Annotated in this window: 25 protein-coding genes; 7 read left to right on the forward strand and 18 right to left on the reverse strand. The window is 68.0% G+C overall.

All coding sequences use genetic code 11. The features are described 5' to 3' along the window. Positions 1-26: 26 nt before the first annotated feature. From LCF40_RS02100 to LCF40_RS02125, 6 genes are all read right to left on the reverse strand, one after another. Positions 27-758 (reverse strand): GNAT family N-acetyltransferase, encoded by a 732-nt coding sequence (locus LCF40_RS02100; protein ID WP_114577323.1) that lies wholly within the window; start codon positions 756-758, stop codon positions 27-29. 36 nt (positions 759-794) lie between these two features. After that, a complete protein-coding gene (locus LCF40_RS02105; protein WP_224827174.1) occupies positions 795-1,160 on the reverse strand; it encodes a DUF8055 family protein in 366 nt (121 codons plus the stop codon). A gap of 4 nt (positions 1,161-1,164) precedes the next feature. After that, positions 1,165-2,859 (reverse strand): FAD-dependent oxidoreductase, encoded by a 1,695-nt coding sequence (locus tag LCF40_RS02110; protein ID WP_224827175.1) that lies wholly within the window; start codon positions 2,857-2,859, stop codon positions 1,165-1,167. Next, positions 2,856-4,421, reverse strand: coding sequence for an electron transfer flavoprotein subunit alpha/FixB family protein (locus tag LCF40_RS02115; protein WP_224827570.1), 1,566 nt, complete (start codon positions 4,419-4,421; stop codon positions 2,856-2,858). Before LCF40_RS02115 ends, LCF40_RS02110 begins: the two co-directional genes overlap by 4 nt. Further along, complete coding sequence (locus LCF40_RS02120; RefSeq protein ID WP_224827176.1) at positions 4,418-5,284, reverse strand: electron transfer flavoprotein subunit beta/FixA family protein; 867 nt, start codon at positions 5,282-5,284, stop codon at positions 4,418-4,420. Before LCF40_RS02120 ends, LCF40_RS02115 begins: the two co-directional genes overlap by 4 nt. Before the next feature lie 99 nt (positions 5,285-5,383). Continuing rightward, entirely contained in the window at positions 5,384-6,352 is a 969-nt protein-coding gene (locus tag LCF40_RS02125) for a polymer-forming cytoskeletal protein (RefSeq protein WP_224827177.1), read from the reverse strand. Between the two features lie 83 nt (positions 6,353-6,435). Between LCF40_RS02125 and LCF40_RS02130 the strand changes: the two genes are divergently transcribed. Then, on the forward strand, positions 6,436-6,633 hold the full coding sequence (locus LCF40_RS02130) for a DUF5800 family protein (RefSeq protein WP_114577317.1): 198 nt from the start codon (positions 6,436-6,438) through the stop codon (positions 6,631-6,633). Here the strand turns inward: LCF40_RS02130 and LCF40_RS02135 are convergent. Beyond that, a complete protein-coding gene (locus LCF40_RS02135) occupies positions 6,630-7,217 on the reverse strand; it encodes a DUF7097 family protein (protein ID WP_224827571.1) in 588 nt (195 codons plus the stop codon). The genes LCF40_RS02130 and LCF40_RS02135 overlap by 4 nt on opposite strands. An 80-nt stretch (positions 7,218-7,297) precedes the next feature. Between LCF40_RS02135 and LCF40_RS02140 the strand changes: the two genes are divergently transcribed. Together LCF40_RS02140 and LCF40_RS02145 are read left to right on the forward strand one after the other, a co-directional pair. Further along, positions 7,298-7,702: a DUF192 domain-containing protein gene (locus LCF40_RS02140; protein WP_114577316.1), complete on the forward strand. Its 405-nt coding sequence runs from the start codon at positions 7,298-7,300 to the stop codon at positions 7,700-7,702. A 120-nt stretch (positions 7,703-7,822) separates the two neighbouring features. Then, on the forward strand, positions 7,823-9,343 hold the full coding sequence (locus LCF40_RS02145) for a 2-isopropylmalate synthase (RefSeq protein WP_224827178.1): 1,521 nt from the start codon (positions 7,823-7,825) through the stop codon (positions 9,341-9,343). A 101-nt stretch (positions 9,344-9,444) separates the two neighbouring features. Here LCF40_RS02145 and LCF40_RS02150 read toward each other — a convergent pair whose 3' ends face one another. From LCF40_RS02150 to LCF40_RS02160, 3 genes are read right to left on the reverse strand one after another with little or no spacing between them, the layout of a single operon-like run. After that, positions 9,445-9,684: a DUF2061 domain-containing protein gene (locus tag LCF40_RS02150; RefSeq protein ID WP_224827179.1), complete on the reverse strand. Its 240-nt coding sequence runs from the start codon at positions 9,682-9,684 to the stop codon at positions 9,445-9,447. Between the two features lie 60 nt (positions 9,685-9,744). Beyond that, on the reverse strand, positions 9,745-10,593 hold the full coding sequence (locus LCF40_RS02155) for a hypothetical protein (RefSeq protein WP_224827180.1): 849 nt from the start codon (positions 10,591-10,593) through the stop codon (positions 9,745-9,747). A gap of 53 nt (positions 10,594-10,646) precedes the next feature. Then, positions 10,647-11,507 carry a UbiA family prenyltransferase gene (locus LCF40_RS02160; RefSeq protein ID WP_224827181.1) on the reverse strand — a complete coding sequence of 287 codons (861 nt, stop codon included), beginning with the start codon at positions 11,505-11,507 and terminating at the stop codon, positions 10,647-10,649. A 91-nt stretch (positions 11,508-11,598) separates the two neighbouring features. On the opposite strand from LCF40_RS02160, the gene LCF40_RS02165 reads away from it, so the two are divergent. Both LCF40_RS02165 and LCF40_RS02170 read left to right on the forward strand, forming a co-directional pair. Beyond that, the gene (locus tag LCF40_RS02165) at positions 11,599-11,895 is read left to right on the forward strand and encodes a DUF8152 family protein (RefSeq protein WP_224827182.1); all 297 of its coding nucleotides are present in this window, start codon (positions 11,599-11,601) and stop codon (positions 11,893-11,895) included. Positions 11,896-12,035: 140 nt separating this feature from the next. Continuing rightward, the gene (locus LCF40_RS02170) at positions 12,036-12,482 is read left to right on the forward strand and encodes a hypothetical protein (RefSeq protein ID WP_224827183.1); all 447 of its coding nucleotides are present in this window, start codon (positions 12,036-12,038) and stop codon (positions 12,480-12,482) included. A 27-nt stretch (positions 12,483-12,509) separates the two neighbouring features. Here the strand turns inward: LCF40_RS02170 and LCF40_RS02175 are convergent, their stop codons facing one another. From LCF40_RS02175 to LCF40_RS23655, 6 genes are all read right to left on the reverse strand, one after another. Then, positions 12,510-12,689: a hypothetical protein gene (locus tag LCF40_RS02175; protein ID WP_224827184.1), complete on the reverse strand. Its 180-nt coding sequence runs from the start codon at positions 12,687-12,689 to the stop codon at positions 12,510-12,512. A 168-nt stretch (positions 12,690-12,857) separates the two neighbouring features. Beyond that, a complete protein-coding gene (locus tag LCF40_RS02180) occupies positions 12,858-13,979 on the reverse strand; it encodes a pyridoxal phosphate-dependent aminotransferase (RefSeq protein WP_224827185.1) in 1,122 nt (373 codons plus the stop codon). Positions 13,980-14,016: 37 nt separating this feature from the next. Then, positions 14,017-14,781 (reverse strand): mechanosensitive ion channel domain-containing protein, encoded by a 765-nt coding sequence (locus tag LCF40_RS02185; protein ID WP_224827186.1) that lies wholly within the window; start codon positions 14,779-14,781, stop codon positions 14,017-14,019. A gap of 2 nt (positions 14,782-14,783) precedes the next feature. Beyond that, positions 14,784-15,596 (reverse strand): diadenylate cyclase DacZ, encoded by an 813-nt coding sequence (gene dacZ, locus LCF40_RS02190; protein ID WP_114577307.1) that lies wholly within the window; start codon positions 15,594-15,596, stop codon positions 14,784-14,786. A gap of 111 nt (positions 15,597-15,707) precedes the next feature. Beyond that, positions 15,708-17,543, reverse strand: coding sequence for an acetyl-CoA carboxylase biotin carboxylase subunit (locus tag LCF40_RS02195; protein WP_224827187.1), 1,836 nt, complete (start codon positions 17,541-17,543; stop codon positions 15,708-15,710). 352 nt (positions 17,544-17,895) lie between these two features. Then, entirely contained in the window at positions 17,896-18,093 is a 198-nt protein-coding gene (locus LCF40_RS23655; RefSeq protein ID WP_380683183.1) for a hypothetical protein, read from the reverse strand. 30 nt (positions 18,094-18,123) lie between these two features. Here LCF40_RS23655 and LCF40_RS02200 point away from each other — a divergent pair, with 30 nt between their 5' ends. After that, the gene (locus tag LCF40_RS02200) at positions 18,124-19,104 is read left to right on the forward strand and encodes a S8 family peptidase (RefSeq protein ID WP_380683185.1); all 981 of its coding nucleotides are present in this window, start codon (positions 18,124-18,126) and stop codon (positions 19,102-19,104) included. A 98-nt stretch (positions 19,105-19,202) separates the two neighbouring features. Here LCF40_RS02200 and LCF40_RS02205 read toward each other — a convergent pair whose 3' ends face one another. After that, positions 19,203-19,511, reverse strand: coding sequence for a DUF8022 family protein (locus tag LCF40_RS02205; protein WP_114577304.1), 309 nt, complete (start codon positions 19,509-19,511; stop codon positions 19,203-19,205). Beyond that, the gene (locus tag LCF40_RS02210) at positions 19,508-21,052 is read right to left on the reverse strand and encodes an acyl-CoA carboxylase subunit beta (RefSeq protein WP_114577476.1); all 1,545 of its coding nucleotides are present in this window, start codon (positions 21,050-21,052) and stop codon (positions 19,508-19,510) included. The genes LCF40_RS02205 and LCF40_RS02210 overlap by 4 nt, the downstream gene beginning before the upstream one ends. Positions 21,053-21,216: 164 nt before the next feature. Between LCF40_RS02210 and LCF40_RS02215 the strand changes: the two genes are divergently transcribed. Further along, positions 21,217-22,689, forward strand: a complete 1,473-nt coding sequence (locus LCF40_RS02215; RefSeq protein WP_114577303.1) for an ABC transporter substrate-binding protein — start codon at positions 21,217-21,219, stop codon at positions 22,687-22,689. Positions 22,690-22,702 lie beyond the last annotated feature (13 nt).

A 22,702-nucleotide genomic window follows, 5' to 3' on the forward strand; every position in this document is an offset into this window, starting at 1 on the left:
CGACGACGGGAGAGTCCCGATTCCACCTACAGTTCGACCGCCATCATCACCTCGTCGACGTAGTGGCCGTTGAGCTTGTAGTGGTCCTCGCGGACGGCCTCGGTCTTCCAGCCCTGGCCCTCGAGGAAGCCGATCGCGTCCTCGTTGGTCGAGGGCACCGACTGATAGACCTTCTCGTAGCCCCGCGAGCCCGCCCACTCGAGCCCGCGGGCCAGCAGGTGCGAGCCGATCCCGTTCCCGCGGTACTCCTCGATGACGCCGACGGTGAGTTCGGCCGTGTGGGCGAGCTTCTCGAGTTCGGGCGCGTTGAGGTGGACCCAGCCGACGACCTCGCGGCCGACCGTCGCGACGAAGAACATCCGGGACTCGATCTCGTTGTGGCGAAGCAGGGCCTCCTCGTGGTCGACCTCGTCGGCGACGGTCTCGGCGACGATGTACGTTCGTTCCTCCGCGACCTGGCGGATCGCGCCGACGATCCCCGCCAGGTCCTCCTGGCGGGCCGGCCGGATGTGGAACTCGAGGTCGCCCTCGCGGTACTCCTCCTCGGCGCCCGCCTCGAGGGCGACCCGGAGCTTTCCCCCGGCCATCTCGAGGCGACCGTCGCGTTTGAGGATCGCGACGTGGTGGCGAAACCCCCCCGGATCGATCCGGAGTTCGTCTCTCGCCTCGTCGGGATCGACCGCCCCGTGGCGCTCGACGTGCTCGTAGATCCGCTTTCTGTCCTCGTGGCCGAACTCCCGTTCCTCGGCGAACGTCATGCGAGAGGGTACCACCCCACGCTACTTAATCGTTTATCAGGCAGGTTTCCGGGATGGGACCCGCGTCAGAAGCTGTGCCGTATCCCGGACGTTCCGGGTCTCGAGGAGGAGTTTGGCGGCCTCCCGCACCGTGAACTCGGCGTCAAGGTCGACGCCGTAGCAGGCGGCATAACACTCGAGCCAGTCGTTCATCGCCCCTCGAAGCGCCGCGAGTTCGGCCTCCGAGTAGGGGACCAGGCGGCCGCCGGTGCGACCCTCGACGTAGAGCCAGATCGCCCGGCCCGCTCCGTCCCGGAGGTACTCCATCGCGTCGTCGGGGGTAGCGTCCGCGGTCTCCACGGCTGCTCGCTCGCGGTCGGCCCGCCGGGCGAGGGCGGCGATCCGGGGGCCGTAGCGGCTCACTGGGTCAGCCCTCGCGGAACTCGACGCCCTTCCCGCCGCGGGGATGTTCCCACTCGGTGTCGGCGACGACCGCACACGTGCCACACTCGACGCAGGGCTGGGTGTCGAGGCTCACCAGGCGCTCCTCGCTCCCGTTGGTTTCGACGACCTCCGACCGGTAACAGCCGCCGCCGAACTCCTCGGCGCTCACGGGACAGGCGTAGACCGCCGCGCCGCTCGCCTCGAAGGACTCGTCGCGCAGTCGGATGTGGGGGTTGCCGACGTCGGTGTCGTAGGTCAGGTCGCCGATCCGATCAGCCAAGGAAGGGGGTTCGATCTCGTTGTCCCAGTGGATCGTCCGGCCGTGTTCGGCGCCGATGATCGAGGGGAGGGTGACGTAGCCGGTCTCCGTATCGGGGAGCATCCCGACCAGCCCCGGGGAGTTGTACGCCCGCCGGAGCAGCCGATCCGCGATCCGGTTGCCGACCGCGGCCGATCCCACTCGAGAGTTGAGGACGCCCTCGACGGCCCTCGTCGTCAGCGAACGCTCGCTGACCCGGCTCGAGTACTCGTAGCGTTTGGGCCGGAGTTTCTCCATCGTCCCGGACTTCTCGAGCATCGAGGCGTACCGCCGTCCGGCCGCTTCGGCGTCGCCCTCACCCTGGGCGAGCGCGACGGCGTCGGCCGCCAGCGCCCCGGCGGTGACGGCGTGGTTCATCCCCTTGATGATCGGTCCCTGGGCCTGCATCTGGCCGCCGGCGTCGCCCACCAGCAGCAGGCGGTCCCGATAGGGCTCCCGAAGGGCGACCTTCTTCGAGTCCGGAACCAGCTTCGCGGAGTATTCGCGTTCATCGTAGGAGTCCCCGAGCCACTTCGCCAGCAGCGGGTGCGTGAGGAGGGCGTCGAGCAACTCGTGGGGCTCGGCCTCTTCCTCGACCAAGCTATCGAGATGGAAGACGGTTCCAATGGAGAGGGAGTCCTCGTTGGTGTAGAGGAAGCCACCGCCCCGGACGTCGGAGAAGAGATCGCCCGAGAAGAGGTGGGCGGCGCCCTCCCCCTCCGAAATATCGAAGCGGTCGTTGACCGTCTCGGGGTCCATGTCGACCACCGCCTTGACGCCCTGGAACCAGTCCTCTGGCTCCTCCCAGTCCATCAGCCCGGCGTCGCGGGCGAGTTCGGAGTTGACGCCGTCGGCCGCGATGACCACGTCGGCGGTGATCGGATCGATCTCGTCGAAGGTGACGCCGATTATCTCGCCGTTTTCACGCAGAAGGCCGTTCGCGCGAACCCCCGACAGGACGCCGCCGCCCGTCTCGCTGGTCATCTCGTGGACTCGATCCTCGAGCCAGGAGTCCATCGGGCGCCGGAGGACGGCGTCACACCAGTCGGTGTCGTGTTCGTGGAGGCCTGTCAGGTCGTAGCTCTTGACCTGGCGACCCGAGACGTTGTGGATCCGGTAGTCCGTGACCGGCCGTTCGGACGCCTCTTGCCGGAAGTCCGGAAAGAGATCGTCGATCGTGTACGGCGCCGAATCCTCGGCGTAGATCAATCCTCCCGAAACGTTCTTCGAGCCGGCCTCGACGCCCCGTTCGAGGACGAGGGTCTCGACGCCGTGGTCGGCCAGCCGCGAGGCCGCGGCCGCACCCCCCGGACCGCAGCCGACGACGACGGCCTCGTAGTGTTCGTAGCCGGCGTCGTCGGACGCGAGGTCGGTGCTCATCGGTGTTCACCCCCGTCGGCGACGGCCTCGACGTCCAACTCTCCGCTCTCCAGTGCGTCGGTCAGCCGGGGGAGGACGTCGAAGAGGTCGCCCTCGACGAAGTAGTCGCTGAAGTCCCGAATGCGGGCGTCGGGATCGGTGTTGATCGCGACGACGACGTCGGACTCGTCCATCCCGACCTTGTGCTGGACCGCCCCCGAGACGCCCGCCGCGACGTAGAGGTCGGGCGCGACGACCTGGCCGGTCTCGCCGATCTGGCGTTCCTCCTTCGAGTACTGCTCGACGTGGCCCTCGAACTGGTAGGACGAGGTGACGATTCCTCTCGTGATCCCCAGGGCGGCGTCCTCGAAGGCGTCGGCCAGATCGAGTCCGAGCTCCATTCCGAGGGTGGGGTCGTCAGCGATCCCCCGGCCGAGACAGACGACGACCTCGTGGCCGGTGAGATCGACGCCCGCATCCAACCGGTCGTGTTCGGTGATCTCGACGTCGAACCACTCCTCGTCGAGTTCCATGTCGTGTTCGACGACGAGCCCCTCGCGGTCGTAGTCGGGCTCCATCGGCTCGAAGCTCCCCGGAATGACCGAACAGCCCTGCGGATGGAACTCCCGGCCGGGGTTGTCCAGACAGAGGATCGTCGAGTACTCGAACCCGGAGAAGTCCGGGCGCTTCATGTGGAGCACGCGCTCGAACGTCTTCTTGACGCCCGGCTCGCCTGTCTTGACGGGGTTCGAGATCTCGGTCGCCTCGATGTAGAGGTCCGAACAGTCGCTCGCCAGCCCCGAATCGAGTTCGGCCTGGACCTGCGCCGAGAGGTCCCGCCCGTTGTTCGTCGCCGGAAAGAGGACGTAGCGGGGCTTGTCGTACTCGCGCCAGTCGGTGCTTTCGGTGGTTCCCTCCCCGCGGGCCATGTGCGAGGAGACCTCCGTGTAGGGCGTGTGCAGGAAGCGTTCCAGCCTATCGTCGTCGTGGTAGACCGCGACGTCGGCGCCGTAGGCGACGGCCTCCTCGGCCAGCCCCTCGCAGTCGTCGCCCATCAGGAAGGCGACGACGTTCTCTTCCTCATAGTCCTCGGCGTAGTCGTCCATCAGCTCCCGGGCCTTCCCGAGCATCTCCTTCGAGACGTCGAGTAGCTCCCCGCCCTGGGTCTCACAGAACACCCACATGTCCTCGTAGTGGCCGTCCTCCAAGGCCCGGACGTGGCGCTTGTCGGCCGTGGGATGGGAGAGCCCGTCGTCTTCCTCCTCGGCTTCCGCCTCGTCCTCATCCGCATCCTCCTCGTCTACGTCGGCGTCGATCGCCTCGTCGCCCGCTTCGGCCTCCTCGCCGACGGTTTCCTCGGTGTCCTCGTACTCGCCTTCGGTCTCGGTGTCGCCCTCGAGGCCCTCGCTCTCGTCGCCATCCAAGACGTCGATCCGTTTTCGGATCGCCTCCTGGGCCGTTTTGCGATCCTTGCCGGCGCGTTCGGCCTCGAGGACCGCGTTCAACTCCTCGACGTCCTCGACGGTGTCGAGTTCGTCCTCGAGTTCGCGTACGGTGTGTTCGTCGGGATCGACCACGGTCAGTCACCCCTCGCGGCCGCGAACTCGTTCATCTCCCCGAACAGTTCCTCCATCCCTTCCCCGCCGGGTTCGATCACCGTCGCCTCCCGCTCGGATGGGGCCTTCGGGATCGGATCGACCGAGGAGACGATCGTCGGCGAGCCGTCGAGGCCGATGTACTCGGGATCGAGGTTGAGGTCCTGCTGGTTCCAGGTCGTCATGTGCTCTTCGTACTCCTCGGCGCGTTCTCGTGTCTCGGCCCGGAGCCGTTTGTGGGTGAGCCGGTGGGACGCCTTCCGGTAGGTCGGCGAGAACTCCGGGTCCGCGATGACGACACACGGCAGGGGTGCCTCGACGGTCTCGATCTCGTCTCTGTCGCCCTCGACGAGCCGCTTGGCCCGCAGGCGCCGTTCGTCGGGGTCGATGTCGAGTGCGAGAACGTGGGTGACGATCGGCCACTCGAGTCCCCAACAGGTCTGGGGTCCGGTCTGGCCGGTCTCGCCGTCGGCGGTCTTGAAGCCCGCGAAGACGAGGTCGACGCCGCCGATCTCGTCGGCGTACTTCTCGATGCCCGTACAGAGCGTGATCGCCGTCGCCCACGTGTCCGAGGCCGCGAGTTCGCGGTCGGAGAGGAGATAGAGGTCGTCGGCGTACACCTCCTCCATCGCCTCGCCCAGCACCTCGCCGTAGCCCGGCGGGCCCATGCTCATCCCGCTGACGTGGCCGCCGTGGCGTACCTTCGTCTGGAGGGCGGCCTGGAGGGCCTTCTCGTCGTTGGGGTTCATCACCGTCGGGGTCTTTCCCCGCTCGAGGTGGCCGTCCTCGTCGAAGGAGACCGCCCCCTCGCTGAAGTCGGGGACCCCCTTCGTGAGGACTATCGATCGCATCGGTTCCCCCGTCGATCGCGGCGTGGTATGGTTGTCCGACCCATGGCTATCCCGCACATCGTAACACTGACTCTTAAGAATAGGGGTGGATAGTGGCGGCTACTCGTCGGGCCGATCGCCCGTCGCCATCGTGATCTCGCCGCCGGCTCGCATCGTGCCGTCGACCTCGGCGCCGGGGCCGAGTTCGAGGTCCGTACAGGAGACGTCGCCGAGGACGCGGCTCTCGGGACCGAGCGTCACTGACCCGTCCTTGGTCGTGAGGTCGCCGTGGATCGTGGTTCCTTCGCCGACCGTCACGTCGCCGCGAGCCCGGAGGCTCCCGAAGACGTCGTTTCCCTCGCCGACCGCGATCGACTCCGCGCGGACGTTGCCGTGGAGCCGACAGTCGTCGCCGATCGTCGCCGGCGCCGAGACCCGCCAGGCCGTGTCGCTGATCGAGGCCCCACCCGGAACCACGAGCGGGTCGCTTCCGCCGTCGGCCTTCCCTCCGTCCTCTCCGTCGTTTCCCGCGTCGGTGTCGGCCGCGCTCTCGCCGCCCTCGTCCTCGCTTCCCTCGCCGTTCCCGTCATCCCCGTCATCGTCGTCGGGCCCGCTCTCGCCGCCTGCGAGCCGGGAGAGAAGCGTGTTCGCCGTGTCCTCCTCGCCGACGACGAACAGGTGTTTGAGGTAGGCAAAGAGAAAGACCATCGTCGGCATCGGGTTCCGGATGACGATCCAGCCGTTGGCCTCGAACCCCTCCTCGACGTCGACGTCGTCGCCGATGTCGAGGTCGCCCGCGACACGGAGTTCGCCCTCGATATGGGTTCGTTCGCCGACGTAGGCGTCGCCGCCGACGAGGACGTTTTCGGCGACCTCACACCACATGTCCAGCCGGCAGTCGCCCTCGGCCTCGAGGTCGCCGCCGAACTCGACTCCCTCGCCGGCGAGGACGTCTCCCGCTCGAAGCCCGAGATCGATCGTCGAGCGCGCGCCGACGATGGCGTCGCCGTCGGTCGAAAGCGTTCGTTCCCGGGCACGGGTGCCGTCGGGAATCCGTAATTCTTCTAACTGCTCCCTGCTGAACGCCACACCCCCATCCACCCAGTCCCGGCTAATAAATCCCGCGAGGCCGATCCCGCGGGCTTTTGGCTACCCACGGTCTACGAGGTGCCATGACGACGCTCGCGTTCGATGACGAGGGAGTCGACGTGGTCTACGAGGGCACCGAGTTCCGCCTCGAGAAGGTCCTGATCGAGGAGGCCGTAGAGAAGTCCTACTACGACGTCACTGACCACGAGGTCCTCCAGATGGTCGCAGAACACCCCGACCTCGAGGGCGAACCCCGGCGGATCGGCGACATCCTCGATTAGTCGGAGTCGTAGCGTTCGGCGGCGGTCGAGAACTCCCCTTCGGCCATCTCCTTTCCCCGGCGCTCCTCCCGGGCGGCGACGGCCTCGGTCGGCGGCGAGGCGTCGTCGTCGATCCGGGCCCACGAGCCGTGGACCTTCGCGTGACACCATCGACAGAGCGAGACCGTGATCTCGTGGGAGGGGTCGTCGGTCCCGTCGTCGCCGTTTCCGTCCGTAGCGTCCGCGTTGGTTCCGCCGCTCCCGCTGCGGGCGTATGAGAGGTGGTGTTCTTCCAGCAGCGGCCGCTCCTCGGAGAGCCCGGCCGGCCGCTCCGCCAAGCCACACCGAGCACACTCCCGGTCGTCGGCCCGAAAGCGGTAGTGAGGGCAGTCGGCCCACCGGGGCTCCTCGCCAGCGGCCTCCGCGTCGGCGGCGACCGGGCAGGCGTACCCCTCGCGTGCGCGCTCCCGGGCGAACTCGGGGTCGGCCTCGGCGTGCTCGATGGCGTACCGACACCGGCCCTCGCCCGTGAGGTGGTCACAGACCCCGGCGTGGTCGTAGGGGTCGTCGACGCCGACGGCGGTCCCCCGGGGCGTCTTCTCCATCGGGTTTTCGAACGGGGTCCCGGACATTGAATCCTCCGCCCCACCGAGAGCTTTTTGTCCCGACTCCGGGAGGTCCGCCCGTGGAACTCGTACGCGAACCCGAGAACGGGAACGAAGACCGGACGGTGGTCGCGAGCCGCGTCGAGTTCGCGGACTCCCCGCTCGAACGGGCGAGGGGGCTGATGTTCCGGTCGGTCCCCGCCGACTACGCGCTGGTCTTCGACTTCCCGGAGGTCCGCCGGCGCGGGATCCATACCCTCTTCGTCCCCGACACGATCGGCGTCTGCTGGCTCGTAGCGGGGAGCGTCGAGCGCATCGAGCGGATGCGCCCCTTCCGCGGGTTCGGGTTCGCCCGCGCGGACAGGGTGGTCGAACTCCCCGCTGGCGGCGCCGACGGGCTCTCGGTCGGGGATCGACTCGTCCTCGAGGATCGGGCGGACGACGGTCCAGGGGCCGGCAGATGTTTCGACAACCGGCAGGGTTAAGCGAGGGCCGACCCAGGTTGAGGGTAGACATGGCACGAGAGCCCATGGAGGATAGAGGAAGTCGCCACACGGCGGCTGGCCGCGAAATTCGCGGGCAGTAGGAGCAGGGACGATTCTTCAATGTTCGGCGCACACGCGATCGACGACGACCGGCAGGTATCGCTTCTGGACACGACCCTTCGGGACGGCGAGCAGGCCCCCGGAATCTCGCTTTCGCCCGACGAAAAGGCCGAGATCGCGCGCGAACTCGACCGGGCGGGCGTCCCCGTCATCGAGGCCGGCAGTGCCTGTACCGGCCCCGGCGAGCGCCGGACGATCTCACGGGTCACGGACCTCGACCTCGACGCTCGAGTCACCAGCTTCTGCCGGGGAATCCGGAACGACGTCGACCTCGCCGTCGACTGTGGCGTCGACGGGATCCACCTCGTCGTCCCCGCGAGCGACCGCCACGTCGAGGGGAAGGTCGGAAGCACCCGCGGGGACGTCCGGGAGACGACCGCCGATCTCGTCGCCTATGCGAAGGCGGAGGGCCTCTGGGTCGAGGTCATCGGCGAGGACGGCTCCCGGGCCGACCTCGACTATCTCGAGGAGCTGATGGCGACCGCGCTCGAGGCGGGCGCCGACCGGGTCTGTTTCGCCGACACCGTCGGCCACACCGGTCCCGAACGCACCCACGAGGCCGTTTCCCGGCTGTCGGAGTTGGGGCCCGTGAGTGCCCACACCCACGACGACCTCGGGCTGGGGGTCACGAACGCGCTCGCGGCGATCGCGGCGGGGGCGGACCTCGTCCACTGCACCGTAAACGGGGTCGGCGAGCGCGCGGGCAACGTCGCCCTGGAGGAGGTCGCGATCGCGCTCTCGCACGTCTACGGGATCGAGACGGTCGAGCTCGAGCGGCTGTACGACCTCGCACAGCTGGTCTCCCGAACCACGGGGGTCCCGCTGCCCCCGAACAAGGCCGTCGTCGGCGAGAACGCCTTCACCCACGAGAGCGGGATCCACACCGACGGCACGCTGAAGGACGAGGCGATGTACGAGCCCTACCCGCCCGAAACCGTCGGCCGGGAGCGCCGGCTCGCGCTCGGGAAACACGCCGGACGGGCCGGCGTTCGGGCGGCGCTAGACGAACACGACGTCGCCGCGAGCGACGGGGAGGTCGGCGAGATCGCCGATCGCGTGACGGAACTGGGCGACCGTGGCCGGCGGGTCACCGACGCGGACCTGCTGGCGGTCGCCGAGGACGTCACCGGCGGCGACCGCGAGCGCACCGTCGAACTGCTCGACCTCTCGGCGACCAGCGGCGGCCCCGTCCCGACCGCGAGCGTCCGTCTGGACGTCGCCGGCGAGGAGCGAGTCGCAAGCGGCACCGGCTCGGGCCCCGTAGACGCCGCCGTCGCCGCCGTCAGGGAGGCGCTGGGTCCGGCGGGCGACGCCGAACTCGAGTCCTACCACGTCGACGCCGTCACCGGCGGTACCGACGCCGTCGTCACCGTCGAGGTCACCATGGGCCGGGACGACCGCTCGGTGAGCGTCGCCAGAAGCGAGGCCGATATCACTCGCGCGAGCGTCGTCGCGATGGTTGACGCGCTGGACCGACTCCTCGAGACCGAAGGGGAGACTCCGGCGGTCGCCGACGACTGATAGGGTCGGAGACGAGTCATTGCACCGTCGGTCGGAGTACGTCGTCGCGACCGAACGGTAAATCGTCGTCTCCGACCCTATGACACGGGGCCACTCCGCTCTCAGTCCGCGGCCACTCCCCAGGCGATGTGGTCCCAGACGCGCTCGTAGCCGTAGTAGGTGAAGGTCTTGGCGACGTTCGTGACGAGGCCGATGCTGACCGCGTCGGCCGTGTTCCCGGTGACGAAGAGGGCGACGCCGATCGTGATGAGGACCATGAACAGCCGGTAGCAGAGGGTCTTGACGATCGCACGCCGGCGCCGCTGGAACGGCCGCCACGTGACGAGCTCTCGAAGCGACATCGATACTGGCTACGCTCGGCGACGAACGTAAACGTATTCCTCGACCCCGTGGGGAGGAGTCTAGCCGGGCTCCCGGCGACGTCGGGCCGAGGGCCCGGACCGAGCGGCCAGCCCCCGCCAGGCGATCCAGACGAGCCAGGAGAGCGCGAAGCCCGCGAGCAGGCCGACGAAGTGGGGCTCGATCCCGACCACGCCCCGCCGTGGCGGGAAGAGGTCGCTCGCCGCGCCCAGGAAGGTCGCGAGGGCGGTCATCGAGAGGGCGACCTCGAGGACGGGCCGACGTCGGTACGACCGGACGAGAACCCCTGTGCCGTAGGCGAGTGCGGCCGCTCCGAGGAGGGTGGCGACCGCGGCAGGTACCCGGGGAGCGTCGTACCGGATCGCGGGGACCGCGAGCGCGACCGAGAACAGCGCCGGGGCCGCCAGTTCCGGCGGGAGCGGTCCCGCCAGGCGGTCGGCCTGGTGGACGGCGACCGCGACGGCGAGCAGGCCGACGAGCCCGGCGGTCACCAGGGAAAAGCCCGCGCCGCGATAGCTGCCGATCGCCGCCGAGGCGGTCCGGGCGAGCAGCGGTTCCATGACGACCGCCGCGATCGGCGGGACGACCAGAAAGAGGACGGCGACGGAGGCGTAGTAGAGCCGCCGGCGGGGCGCGAGCAGGCAGAGCGCGAGCAGCGAGACCAGGAGATAGCCGGCGACGTTGCCCGCGAGGTGGACGGCGTTGGCGTGGCCCAGCAGGGAGAGGTAGGCCTCCCGGGGCCCGCTCGTGGCGGGCCGGAACAGGAACTCGGTGTAGGGGATCGGCGCGAGGTAGACCCCGATCAGGACGGCGGCGACGGCGGCGTGGACCGCGAGGTCCCCCGGATGGAGGCGGGCCCGGAGGAACGGTCGGACGCGGGGATCGCTCACCGGATGTGGTCCGCAACCCCGACGTATTACCCTGTCGGCGCGAGCGCCGCCGGTCAGCCGAGCGTGGCGAGGGGCTCGAACCGGACCGCGGCGACGAGGACGGCGAGGAAGACGTACGATCCCCGCACTAACAGCATCGTCGCGATCTCGGGGTCGGCCCGGCGGGCGATCGCGGCGACGGCCCCGAAGGCGGCCGCGGCCAGCGCCGCCGTCGGCGGGAAGAGCTCGAGCGCGGCGCCCGCGACGACCGCGAGCAGCGCCGCGGCCATCAACCCGTAAGCGACCGCGTACGCCCGCGAGGGGCCGAGGGCGACCGCGACGGTTCGCTTTCGGATCGAGCGGTCGTAGTCGTAGTCCTGGGCGTCGTCGATCACCTTGATCCCCGAGAGGAGCACGAGGAAGACGACGGCGAACGCGAGGGCGAGCGGACTCACGGTTCCTGCCTGGACGGCAACGCCCCCCAGTATGGAGAGGGCGATCCCGAGGGGGTAGCCCGTCGTCGTCGTCAGCGGGTTGGTGTCGAGTTGGGGCGCGTGGAGGTAGCCGATCGCCCACGTCGGAAGCGTGAGCGCGACGGCGAGCGGGGTCGCGAGGGCCCACAGCGCGAGCACGCAGCCCGAAAAGAGCGCGGTCGAGCCCGCGAGACCGACCCGACAGCCCCGCGCCGTAAGGGGATGGCTCTCGTCCTCGCCGCGGCCGTAGAAATCGACGTAGCCGTCCTTCACGTGGGCGGTGTAGACCGCCGCAAAGATCGCGACGGCGTGGACGGCCGCCGCGAGGGGATCGATCCCGTCGGCGAGGACGGCGCCGAACAGGGAGGCGGCGATCGGCGGCGTCATGAAGACGGGGTGGACCTGCGAGGCGTACGCCCGCAGGGTTGCCCCCTTCCCGGACCCGCCGGTCGCGAGTGCCATACCCCTCGTTCCACGGTCGGGCGTATAATACCGCGGCCTACTTCGCACCTTCCGGCCCAACCGTAACGGGTCTTGACGCCGAACCCCGACCATGGTCCCCGACCACGACGACGGTGGCGACTCCCTCGAACTCCGGCTCAACGGACTGTACGCCGCCCTCGAGGCCACGAGCGAACTGCCGATCGACCGGGAGGCCAACCGCTGGCTCGGCGAGGCCGAGGCGGTCGCCCGCGACGCCGCGATGAACGATCTGGAGACGACGGTCGCCCGCGAGCGGGTCCGGGAGGTCGATCGGCTGCTCTCCGAGGTCGGCGAGGTGGATTCCGAGCGGGCACGCGAACGCGTCGCGGAGGCGAAGCGGCTCTGTGGGGAGATCCTCGAGGGATGAGGTTCGTGAGTCGCCGAGCGACTGCGCTGGATACGCCTGCAAAACACCCTCCGGTGGATCGTATCGAGACGTCATCACCTCAGGGGTCGATAAATCCGTCCCGTAAACTTAACTTCCAGTAAATTGATGACTCGGCAACCGTGCCATCGTACCACGTCGGGCGGCGGGAGGCGCTCGGGGCGTTCGGCGGGTTGTTGGTGACCTCTTCGGGATGTCTGTCTACTGTGGGGTTTCGCTCCGAGAACGGCGGCGTGGTGGTGACGAGGCTATCGATCGAGAACGACACCGAGAACTCGTACGACGTCCTGTTGGAACTGACCGCTGACGGCGATCGAATCCATTCCGACCGGTACGCGATCGGTCCACGGGACGACGGGGCTCTGGGCGGGCAAGTCGTCGACGCGGACCTCCCTGGCGAACCCGGTCCCGTCGTGATCCGTGCAGAGACGGACGGACGAAGTGCGGAGATCGACCTCACGGACCGGTACGACGACCGGTGTGTGGCCGTTCAGACGTGGATCGAGTCGGACGGTGAATTGACGTTCTGGACGGCCGATCAAGGGACCGGTTGTTACGGGGACGACTGAACCCGGCCGTCGGTCAGGCGCGTGTTTTCAGAGGATGAGTCCGAGGATATCCAGGAGAACGACGAACGCCACGTCGACCACGAAGACGCCCGCCGCGTACTTCGCGCCTCCGATCGTGTATCCGAGATAAACAGTCGTGACGAGACAGACGAGTATCATTCCGAGAAGCAACTGTCGCATGACCAGGACGTAGACCAGCAGTACCACGGATACCAGCGCGACGATCGAATCGGTCGCTCTCAGGCTGGGACCGTAAATTCCGTTCCGTTGAATACAGTGATGTGACACGATTCGTGGTCCCGGAGTGATAACCGTTGTGCAACAGGGGGTCGCCGGACGGATCGGCGATCCCTGCCGACCACGAGCGACCGCGGCCTACCGGACCGCCCGCGTCGCGCCGTCGATGATCTCTATGGCCTCCTTCAGCTCCTCGGTCCCCGCCGCGTAGGAGAGGCGGGCGTACCCCTCGCCGGCCGCGCCGAACGCCTCGCCGGGGACGACGACGACGCCCCGGTCGATCACTTCCGAACACCACCCCTCGGGGACCCGGGGCATCGCGTAGAAGGCGCCCTGGGGCGTCGGCACCTCCAGACCGGCGTCGGTCAGGCCGTCGACGACGAGGTCCCGGCGGGTCTCGAAGGCGTCGACCATCTCCCCGACCCGCTTTTGGGGACCCGAAAGGGCGGCCTCGGCGGCGTACTGGGCCGGCGCCGACGCACACGCCTGGGCGTACTGGTGGACCCGAAGCATCCGCTCGATCCGTCGGGTCGAGGCGATCACCCAGCCCAGCCGCCAGCCGGTCATCGAGTACGTCTTCGAGCAGGCGCTTACGACCACCACGTTGTCCGTCTCGGCGAACTCCATCGGCGACCGGTGGGCGCCCTCGTAGACGATGTGTTCGTACACCTCGTCGCTGATACAGAGGACGTCGTGTTCGTCCGCGATCCGGGCGAACTCGCGCATGTCCGCCTCGCTCTGGACCGCGCCCGTCGGGTTCGCGGGGCTGTTGACGACGAAGACCGCGGTGTCGTCGGTGATCGCCGCCTCAACGGCGGCGGGGTCCATCGTGAGGTCCTCGCGGAGTTCGACCGGGACCGGTTTCCCGCCTGCGATCTCGGTCAGGGCGTCGTAGGAGACGAAGCCCGGGTCCGGGAAGATCACGTCCTGACCGGGGTCGACGTGGGCCTGCAAGGCGAGATGTAAGGCCTCGCTTCCCCCCGAGGTCGCGATGGCGTCGCCGGGGTCCACTGAAAGGGAGTGGTCCCGGTCGTACTTCGCGGCGATGGCCTCCCGAAGCTTCCGGGTCCCCTTGTTTGAGGTGTAGCCGTCGACCGCGCCCGAGGCGATGGCGTCGGCGGCGGCCTCCCGGACGTGGTCGGGCGTCGGGAAGTCGGGCTGGCCCAGTCCGAGGTTGATCGCGTCGGCACCCGCGGCCTCGAAGACCTCCCGGATCCCGCTGATCGACACCGCCTCGACTCGCCGGGCGAACTCGGTCATGAGGTATGGCGGGAAGCGGGCCGGGATAACTCTTGGGTCAGTCCCGGACGCGGGCCATCCCGTCCTCGAAGACCTTCCGGTTGGGGACGACGTACTCCTCGGCGTCGCTCTCGATCTTGGTGACGAAGAGGTCGACCTCCTGGACGATCCCCACCTGATCCCCGATTCTGATCTCGTCGCCGATGCCGTACGGTTGGTTGAGAAGGAGGTAGATCCCGACGGCACTAGAGACCAGAAAGTGTCTGAACGCGACGGTGCCGACGACGATGATCCCGGCGGCGTAGACGGCCAGCAGGATCAGGAGCGCGGTGACGTTGACCCCGACCTGGCCCAGAGCGATGACGACGGCGACGTAGAGGATCGAGTACTTGACGACCTGTGGGATCAGGGATACCTCGGGGAGCTTGACGCTCCGGAGGCGTTCGCCGACGACGAGTTCCGCCTTGTCGGCGACGATGAGCCCACCGATGAGGACGATGACGGCGACGAACAGCCGGGGGACGAACTGGGTCAGACGGATCCAGAAGTCGTCGGTGTCGAGGATCTGTGCGATGTGGATCGCCGTCAGGACGGCGATGCCGTAGATGAACCACGAGCTCACCCTGGCGACGAGTTCGACCGTCGAGGTCCCCAGGCTCTGGGCCGATCGCTCGAAGGGAGTGCCCTCGACGGCCTCTCCCAGCCCCGCGGCGGTCAACAGCTCCTTGTTCAGCTTGCCGACGAGGTAGCCCACGGCGACTCCCAGGATCAACACCGCGGCTGCTACCACCACGGGTTCCTCGATGAGGACCTGCAACTCCATCGTCAGTACGCCTCCGGGTCGACCTCCATGATGATCTCCCCTCCCTTGAACGCCCGCACCAGCCCGTCGCTCTCGGAGAGAACGATCGTGATCGCGTTCGTGTCCCGCGTGATCGCGCCACCGGCCATGTGGCGGGTGCCGAGCCCCTTCGGGATGTCCACCCCCTCAGCGGAGGGTTCGAGATATCGGTAGGCCGAGACGATCTTGCCCGCGTCGCTGATGACGAACGCGCCGTCGAGCCGCGAGAACTCCTTGAGCATCACGTTGACGATGGGGTCGCCGACGTGGACGTGGGACTTCTCGAAGGGGTTGTAGGAAAGCGGCCGGGACTTGTTCATCACCTTCCCGGCGTCGCCGACGACGAACAGCGCCCCCACCGGTTTCCCCTTCTGGCCTTTCTTCCCGAGTTCGATCACGAGCTCGAGGACCGACTTGATCACCTCGGGCTCGGCGCGGGACTTCGCGAAGAGGTCGTAGATCCCCAGCCGGTCGTCCTCGTCGGCGCGCACCCGCGAGACGGTGTCGATGCTACCGTCGAAGACCTCCGTCGCACACGCGAGCACGTCGCCGTCGTCGATCAGCTCTTGTTCTAGGGCGCCCTCGATGCCGAACTTGACCCGCTCTTCGACCTCGTCGAACTCGATGGGGAGTTCGACGAAGGCGTCGGCACCGACGTCGTTCTCGGTCGCGAACACGATCACGTCGACCTCCTCGTCGGCGCCGATCAGCCGCTCGTAGTAGGAGCCACTCGGGGAGAACAGCGCGACCGCGTCGACGTTCGCGTAGATGTCGCCGAAAACGTCGTCCAGGGCCATTGGTAGTACAAGCCCGGCGCGCTCGAATAAGCGTTGTGGAGCGTCCGGCGGGCGTCGGCCGTCGCCGGCGGGTAGTTTTCGGGTCCTCTCGGAGCCCGCCCCGCGGGGGCGCTACTCGAGAACGACGAGCGTATCGCCCATGTCGACGCTCTCGTCTTCGCTCACGGCGATCTGTGTCACGGTTCCTCCGCGGGAGGCGACGACGTCGTTTTCCATCTTCATCGCCTCCAGGACGACCAGCACGTCGCCCGCTTCGACCTCGTCGCCCTCCTCGACCTCGACGGAGAGGATGGTCCCCTGCATCTCGGCTTCGACGCGTTCGCCGTCGCCCTCAATCGCGTCGTCGTCGCCGGTGTCGGCCCGTTCGGGCGGGTCGGCACGGCCGCCGCCACCGCCCGCGTCGGCTCCGCCGACCGCGATCGGTCCCGCGCCCCGCTCTTCTAGGTTCACTTCGAAGCGCTTGCCGTTGACCTCGACGGTGAACTCGCGTTCGACGACCTCCTCGTCGTCTCCCCCGTCGGCGGGCTCGGTCCCCCACTGTGCCTGGGCCTCCTCGATCCGGGCCGGGTCGAGTTCCTCGTCTAGATACCTCGTGGTGTGGGTCCCGTCGACGAACGCCTGATCGGTCAGCATCAGCCGGTGGAACGGAACGATCGTCTCGACGCCCTCGATCCCGTACTCTCTGAGCGCCCGCAGCGACCGCGAGATACACTCCTCGCGGTCGCTTCCGTAGACGATCAGCTTCGCGATCATCGAGTCGTAGTCGGTGACGATCGAGTCGCCCTGGCGCAAGGCGTCGTCGAGGCGGACGCCGATCCCGCCCGGCGGGTCGTAGGTGACGAGTTTTCCGCCGGTCGCCGGCTGGAACTCCGCCGCCGCGTTCTCGGCGTTGATCCGGAACTCCATCGCGTGGCCGTCGATCCCCACCTCGTCCTGGGCGAAGCCGAGCTCCTCGCCGTCGGCGACCCGGAGCTGCCACTTCACGATGTCGATCCCCGTGATCTCCTCGGTGACGGTGTGTTCGACCTGGATCCTGGTGTTGACCTCGAGGAAGTAGAAGTTCGTGTCGGGACCGAGCAACTCCCCACCCTCCCGCTCGGGGTCCTCCTCGACCAGGAACTCGACGGTGCCGGCGTTGACGTAGTCCGATTCCCTGACCCCGCGACGGGCCGCCTCGCCGATCCGCTCGCGGAGGGCGTCATCGAGGGCGGGCGAGGGCCCCTCCTCGATGACCTTCTGATGGCGGCGCTGGAGCGAGCAGTCGCGCTCCCCGAGATGGCGGACGTTGCCGTGTTCGTCGGCGACGATCTGGACCTCGACGTGGCGGGGGTTCTCGAGGAAGCGCTCGAGGTAGACCGAGTCGTTGTCGAAGTACGCCTCGCCCTCGCGGCGGGCGCTCTCGAGGGACTCCTCGACCTCCTCCTCGCCCTCGACGACTTTCATCCCGCGGCCGCCGCCGCCGCCTTCGGCCTTGATCGCGACGGGGTAGCCGTGTTCGGCGCCGAACGCCCGGACCTCTTCGGGGTCGGTAACGGGTTCGGTCGTCCCCGGGACGATGGGGACGTCCGCCGCGTCCATCACCCGTCGGGCGTTGGTCTTCTCGCCCAACTGCTCCATCGACTCCCCCGTGGGTCCGACCCAGGTGATCCCTTCCTCGGCCTCGACCTTTCGTGCGAACTCGGCGTTTTCCGCGAGGAAGCCGTAACCGGGGTGGATCGCGTCGGCGTCGGCCTTCCGGGCGGCCTCGATGACCGCCTCGTGGTCGAGATAGGAGTCCGCCGCCCGCGCGGGCCCGACGTTGTAGGCCTCGTCCGCGTACCTGACGTGGCCCGACTCCGAGTCGGCCTCCGAGTAGATCGCGACCGTTCCGACGTTCAACTCCTCGCAGGCCCGCATCACTCGCACCGCGATCTCGCCACGGTTGGCTACCAGAACCTTCCGGAACATTACTGTTCGTTCCGTTGCAAGGCGGCCACCTTACTTTTTCGCAACCCGTATCGTCATCCCGGAGAGCGTTCGGGTTGACGAACGTCGGAACCGTTCCGAATAGACACCGATAGACATGAGTGTACGACATTTTTATCAGCAATTCCGACCGTCTTTCGTACGAACAACTTACCAGATTGGGTTTAATTCTCTAAATATGGTTAATCCATAAATATTACCTGTCCTATCGTCGGAGTGGGTGTGGAGCAATGTCAGACCACACATCGACGCGTCGGCGAGTACTCCAGGGAATCGCGGCCTCCGGCCTCACGGTCGGCTTCGTCGGGACCGGGAGCGCGGGATCGGCGACCACCTACGTCGTCACCGGGGGCTCGCGCCGGAAACTCGAATCGGCGGGCTTCTCGGTCACCCGCGAACTCGCGGGCGGCTCGGTGACCATCGTCTCGGGACCCGAAGACGCCGAGGGCGAACTCGACTCCGTCGGCGGCGTCAGCGGCGTGACGGAGGACTTCGAGGTCGATTTCGCCGAACCGATCGCGGAGGACCACATCACGGACGACGCGGCGTTTACCGACCTCCAGTGGGACAAGGAGATCACCGACACGTTCGAGGCCCACCACCACGCGACCGGCGAGGGAACGCGGATCGTCGTCGCCGACACCGGCGTCGACGGCACCCATCAGGACCTCGCGGGCAACTTCAACGAGGAGCTGAGCGTCTCGTTCGTCAACGGCGGCGAGGAGGGACCACACATCGGCGACAGCGGCGACCACGGGACCCACGCGCGGGGACCGCGGCGGCGACCGGCGGCGTCGGCGTCACCGGCACCGCCCCCGACGCCGAACTCGTCTCCGTGCGGGTGCTCGGCCCGGACAGCAGTTCGTTCGCGGACGTCCTCGCGGGCGCGGAGTACGCCGCCGACATCGGTGCCGACGCCGCGAACTTCAGCCTCGGCGCGGGGCCCTACGAGCCACGAGCCAACAGCGACGGCCTGCGCGTCGCGACCCAGAAGGTGATGCAGGACGTCGCCCGCCGCGGGACGGTCCTGACGGTTTCCTCGGGCAACGCCGAGACCAACCTCCAGCAGGGCGGACGCTTCTACGTCCCGGGGACCGTCCAGGGCGTGATGACCGTCTCCGCGACGGGACCCAACGACGAAATGGCGTTCTACTCGAACTACGGCACCAACGAGATCGAGGTCGGCGCTCCCGGCGGCGGCTACGAGACCCAGGCGAAGACGGTCGATCCCGAGGCGGACGTCGAGTATCTGTATCCGACGAACCTCGTCTACTCAAGCGTGCCCGGCGATGGGTACGGCTGGAAGGCCGGCACGTCGATGGCCGCCCCGCAGGTCGCCGGCCTCGTCGGCCTCGTCCGTGAACTCGAGCCCGATATGAACGTCAAGCGAGTCGAGAGCAACATCGCCCACGGAGCGGACCTCGTTCAGGGTCGTTCCAGTCCGGAACTCGGTGCCGGCCGCATCAACGTCCTCGATACGGTCGAACGCGTCGGCGGGAACGGCGGAAACGGGAACGGCCGCGGCAACGGAAACGGCCGCTAATCGCTCGCGACGGACCCGGCTTCTTTCTCGGAACGACTCGAGCCGACGAGCGTCGTCGATCGCCCCGAACACACCGACCCTCCTGGGGACGACCGCAATCAGAACCGATCGGTCCGTCCCGCCGCTGCCCAGGGATCGGTCGGCGCCTCCCGGGGCACGCGGGCATGGCGGCGCTGCTGGGCGCGGATCCGCCCCGAAAAGGCCCACCGCTTCCCGTCCCACGTCTCCTCCGTGTCGGCGGCGGCCGCCGCTGCCGCGGCCTCCCGATCCCGGAGGTGGGCACCGACGGCGGCGGCGATGGCGGCAGCCTCGTCGTCGCCGGCGTCGTCGGGGATGACGAGATCGTATCTGGGGTCCTCTCCCTCGGTTTCGCCCTCGACTCCGGAGTCGGCGTCGTCCCCCGTCACAGCGGGATGTTCCCGTGTTTCTTGTCGGGGCTCTCCTCGCGTTTCGTCTCGAGCATCTCGAGGTCGTCGATCAGCCGCGGGCGGGTCTCGGTGGGCTGGATGACGTCGTCGAGAAAGCCCTTGTCGGTCGCCGTGTAGGGGTTGGCGAACTCCTCGCGGTACTCCTCGATGAGTTCGTCCCGGAGTCGGTCGGGCTCGTCGGCTTCGGCGAGTTCTTCCCGGTAGAGGATGTTGACGGCGCCCTGGGGGCCCATGACGGCGATCTCCGCGGTGGGCCAGGCGTAGTTGATGTCCGCACCCAGGTTCTTCGAGGCCATCACGCAGTAGGCGCCGCCGTAGGCCTTCCGGGTGATCACGGTGAGGAGGGGCACCGTCGCCTCCGCGTACGCGTAGAGGAGTTTGGCACCGTGGCGGATGATTCCCCGGTGCTCCTGGTCGGTGCCGGGCATGTAGCCGGGGACGTCCACGAAGGTGACGATGGGGATGTTAAAAGAATCACAGAAGCGGACGAACCGCGAGCCCTTCATCGAGGCGTCGACGGTGAGCGTGCCGGCGTTGACCCGGGGCTGGTTGGCCACGAGGCCCACGGAACGGCCGTCGAGGCGGCCGAAGCCGACGACGATGTTCTTCGCGAAGTTCTCCGCGACCTCGAAAAAGGAGCCCTCGTCCACGACCGAATCGATCACGTTCGTCATGTCGTAGGGTTTCTGGGGACTGCTCGGAACGATCGATTTCAGGGCGTCGTCCCGGCGGTCGGGGTCGTCCCAGGGCTCGACGCGCGGGGGGTCCTCGACGTTGTTCTGTGGGAGATAGGAGAGCAGCCGTCTGATGTCGTCGAGGGCCTCCTCCTCGTCCTCGCAGGCGAACTGGGCGACCCCGGTCCGATCGGCGTGGGTCATCGCGCCGCCGAGTTCCTCGTGGGTCACCTGCTCGCCGGTGACCGTCTCGGTGACCCCGGGGCCGGTGATGTACATGTGGCTCGTGTCCTTGACCATGAAGATGAAGTCGGTGATCGAGGGGGAGTAGACCGCCCCGCCCGCACACGGCCCCATGATTCCCGAGATCTGGGGGATTACGCCGCTTGCCTGCTGGTTGCGCTGGAAGATCTCCGTAAAGCCCGCCAGGCTCTTGACGCCCTCCTGGATGCGCGCGCCCGCGGAGTCGTTGAGCCCGACGATCGGCGCGCCGACCTCCATCGCCTGGTCCATCACCTTCGTGATCTTCTCGGCGAACACCTCGCCCAGCGACCCTCCGAAGACGGTGAAGTCGTGGGCGAAGACGAAGACGGTGCGCCCGTCGACCTTCCCGTAGCCGGTGACGACGCCGTCGCCCAGGATCTTGCGTTCTTCCATCCCGAAGTTGCTCTCCTGGTGGGTCCGGAGCTGGTCGAACTCGGTGAAGGTGTCGTCGTCGAGGAAGTAGTCGATCCGCTCGCGGGCGGTCATCTTCCCCTTCTCGTGTTGGCGCTCGATCCTGGCCTCGCCGCCGCCGACGAGCGCCTCCTCGCGGAGCGCCTCGAGTTCCTCGATCCGGTCTTCCATCGTCATGCGACTCGCCCCTCCCGGCTCGCGGTCATTGGCGGGCCAACGGCCACGGGCACAAAAAGCGTTCTGGGACTCCACGACGACGCCGGGACCGGTGCTTGCTTCGCACGAATTCGAACTCCCCACAACTGATTTATGCTATCCCTCTCTCTGTACCGGGTATGGCGCGGAAAATAGACAGACGTGACGTTCTCCGTGGGATCGGTGCTGCGGGCGTGACCGGAACGATCGGGCTCGCCGGCTGCCTCGACGGCGGAGGCGGCAATGGAAATGGCAATGGCAACGGAAACGGCAACGGCGAGGACGAGGAGGCCGCCGACGCCGGCAACGGCGAGGACACCGGCAACGGTAACGACACGGAGGGGACCGAAACCGAAGCGGAAACCGAAAACGGGACTGAGGAGACCGACGGCAACGAAACGGAGGACAACGGGACCGACGACAACGAGTCGGAGGGCAACGAAACCGGCGGCAACGAGACCGCCGAGGACGTCGAGATCGACATCGGCCGCGAGGTCATGGTCGGCGTCCTCCAGCCGACGACCGGCGATCTGGGCGACCTCGGCGGACCCATCCGGGACGGCGCGATCCTGCCGGGCGCCCAGCTCGAGGGCACTGGCCTGGAACTCGACATCCGCGAGGAGGACACCCAGACCGACACCGAGGCCGGCCTCAGCGCGGCCCAGGCGCTCGTCGACGCGGGCTACCCGGGGATCACGGGCGCTGCGGCGTCCTCGACGACGATCCCGGTCGCGACGGACGTCCTCGCGCCCAACCAGGTCGTCGGCATCTCCCCGGCGAGTACGGCCCCGGGGATCACGGACTTGGAGGACGACGACTTCCTGTTTCGGACCTGCCCGAGCGACGCGCTCCAGGGCGAGGTGATGGCCGAACTCGCCGACGAGGAGGGGTTCGAGACCGCCGCCTCCTTCCACCTCAACAACGACTACGGCCAGCAGCTCTCCGAATCGTTCGTCTCGGCGTTCGAGGAACTCGGGGGGGAGGTCAGCCAGACCGTCGCCTTCGAGGCCGAACAGCCCTCCTACTCCTCAGTGCTGGAGACCGCGCTGGCCGACGATCCCGACCTGATGATCGTCATCGGCTACCCCGCGAGCGGCCAGCAGATCTTCCGGGACTACTACGCCGACTTCGACGACGGCGAGACGACGATCATGGTCACCGACGGGCTCCGGGACGACGGCCTTCCGGGCAACGTCGACAACGAGATGGCCAACGTGATCGGGACGGCACCGCTGGCCGCGGGTCCACAGGTCGAGGCGTTCACCGAGATGTACGAGGAGGAGTACGGCTCCTCGCCCGGCGTCTTCACCGCACAGGCCTACGACGCCACCGCGGTCCTGATCCTCGCGAACGTCGCGGCCGGCGAGAACGACGGCACCGCCGTCCGGGACAACATCCGGGCGGTCGCAAACCCCGAGGGCGAGGTCGTCGGCCCGGAGAACCTGGCCCAGGGGGTCTCGATGGTCGCCGACGGCGAGGAAGTCCAGTACGAGGGCGCCTCGAGCGGCGTCGACTTCGACGACAACGGCGACATGCAGGCGGTTACCTACGAGATCTTCGAGTTCAGCATGGACGGCGTCGAGACGGTCGACGAGATCGACTACGAAGCCTGACTCACGGATCCTC

This window comes from Saliphagus infecundisoli, assembly GCF_020177375.1.
Taxonomy (GTDB): Archaea; Halobacteriota; Halobacteria; order Halobacteriales; family Natrialbaceae; genus Saliphagus; species Saliphagus infecundisoli.

Excerpts from the sequence above, each read along its gene's own strand:
- LCF40_RS23655 (WP_380683183.1), bottom strand. The coding sequence starts at position 18,093 with ATGTGGTCCTCCGCGATCGGTTCGGCGAAATCGACCTCGAAGTCCTCC.
- LCF40_RS02110 (WP_224827175.1), bottom strand. The coding sequence starts at position 2,859 with ATGAGCACCGACCTCGCGTCCGACGACGCCGGCTACGAACACTACGAG.
- LCF40_RS02195 (WP_224827187.1), bottom strand. The coding sequence starts at position 17,543 with ATGTTCCGGAAGGTTCTGGTAGCCAACCGTGGCGAGATCGCGGTGCGA.
- LCF40_RS02130 (WP_114577317.1), top strand. The coding sequence starts at position 6,436 with ATGACGACGCTCGCGTTCGATGACGAGGGAGTCGACGTGGTCTACGAG.
- LCF40_RS02120 (WP_224827176.1), bottom strand. The coding sequence starts at position 5,284 with ATGCGATCGATAGTCCTCACGAAGGGGGTCCCCGACTTCAGCGAGGGG.
- LCF40_RS02135 (WP_224827571.1), bottom strand. The coding sequence starts at position 7,217 with ATGGAGAAGACGCCCCGGGGGACCGCCGTCGGCGTCGACGACCCCTAC.
- LCF40_RS02210 (WP_114577476.1), bottom strand. The coding sequence starts at position 21,052 with ATGGAAGACCGGATCGAGGAACTCGAGGCGCTCCGCGAGGAGGCGCTC.
- LCF40_RS02160 (WP_224827181.1), bottom strand. The coding sequence starts at position 11,507 with ATGGCACTCGCGACCGGCGGGTCCGGGAAGGGGGCAACCCTGCGGGCG.
- LCF40_RS02165 (WP_224827182.1), top strand. The coding sequence starts at position 11,599 with ATGGTCCCCGACCACGACGACGGTGGCGACTCCCTCGAACTCCGGCTC.
- LCF40_RS02145 (WP_224827178.1), top strand. The coding sequence starts at position 7,823 with ATGTTCGGCGCACACGCGATCGACGACGACCGGCAGGTATCGCTTCTG.
- LCF40_RS02215 (WP_114577303.1), top strand. The coding sequence starts at position 21,217 with ATGGCGCGGAAAATAGACAGACGTGACGTTCTCCGTGGGATCGGTGCT.
- LCF40_RS02150 (WP_224827179.1), bottom strand. The coding sequence starts at position 9,684 with ATGTCGCTTCGAGAGCTCGTCACGTGGCGGCCGTTCCAGCGGCGCCGG.
- LCF40_RS02185 (WP_224827186.1), bottom strand. The coding sequence starts at position 14,781 with ATGGAGTTGCAGGTCCTCATCGAGGAACCCGTGGTGGTAGCAGCCGCG.
- dacZ (WP_114577307.1), bottom strand. The coding sequence starts at position 15,596 with ATGGCCCTGGACGACGTTTTCGGCGACATCTACGCGAACGTCGACGCG.
- LCF40_RS02100 (WP_114577323.1), bottom strand. The coding sequence starts at position 758 with ATGACGTTCGCCGAGGAACGGGAGTTCGGCCACGAGGACAGAAAGCGG.
- LCF40_RS02180 (WP_224827185.1), bottom strand. The coding sequence starts at position 13,979 with ATGACCGAGTTCGCCCGGCGAGTCGAGGCGGTGTCGATCAGCGGGATC.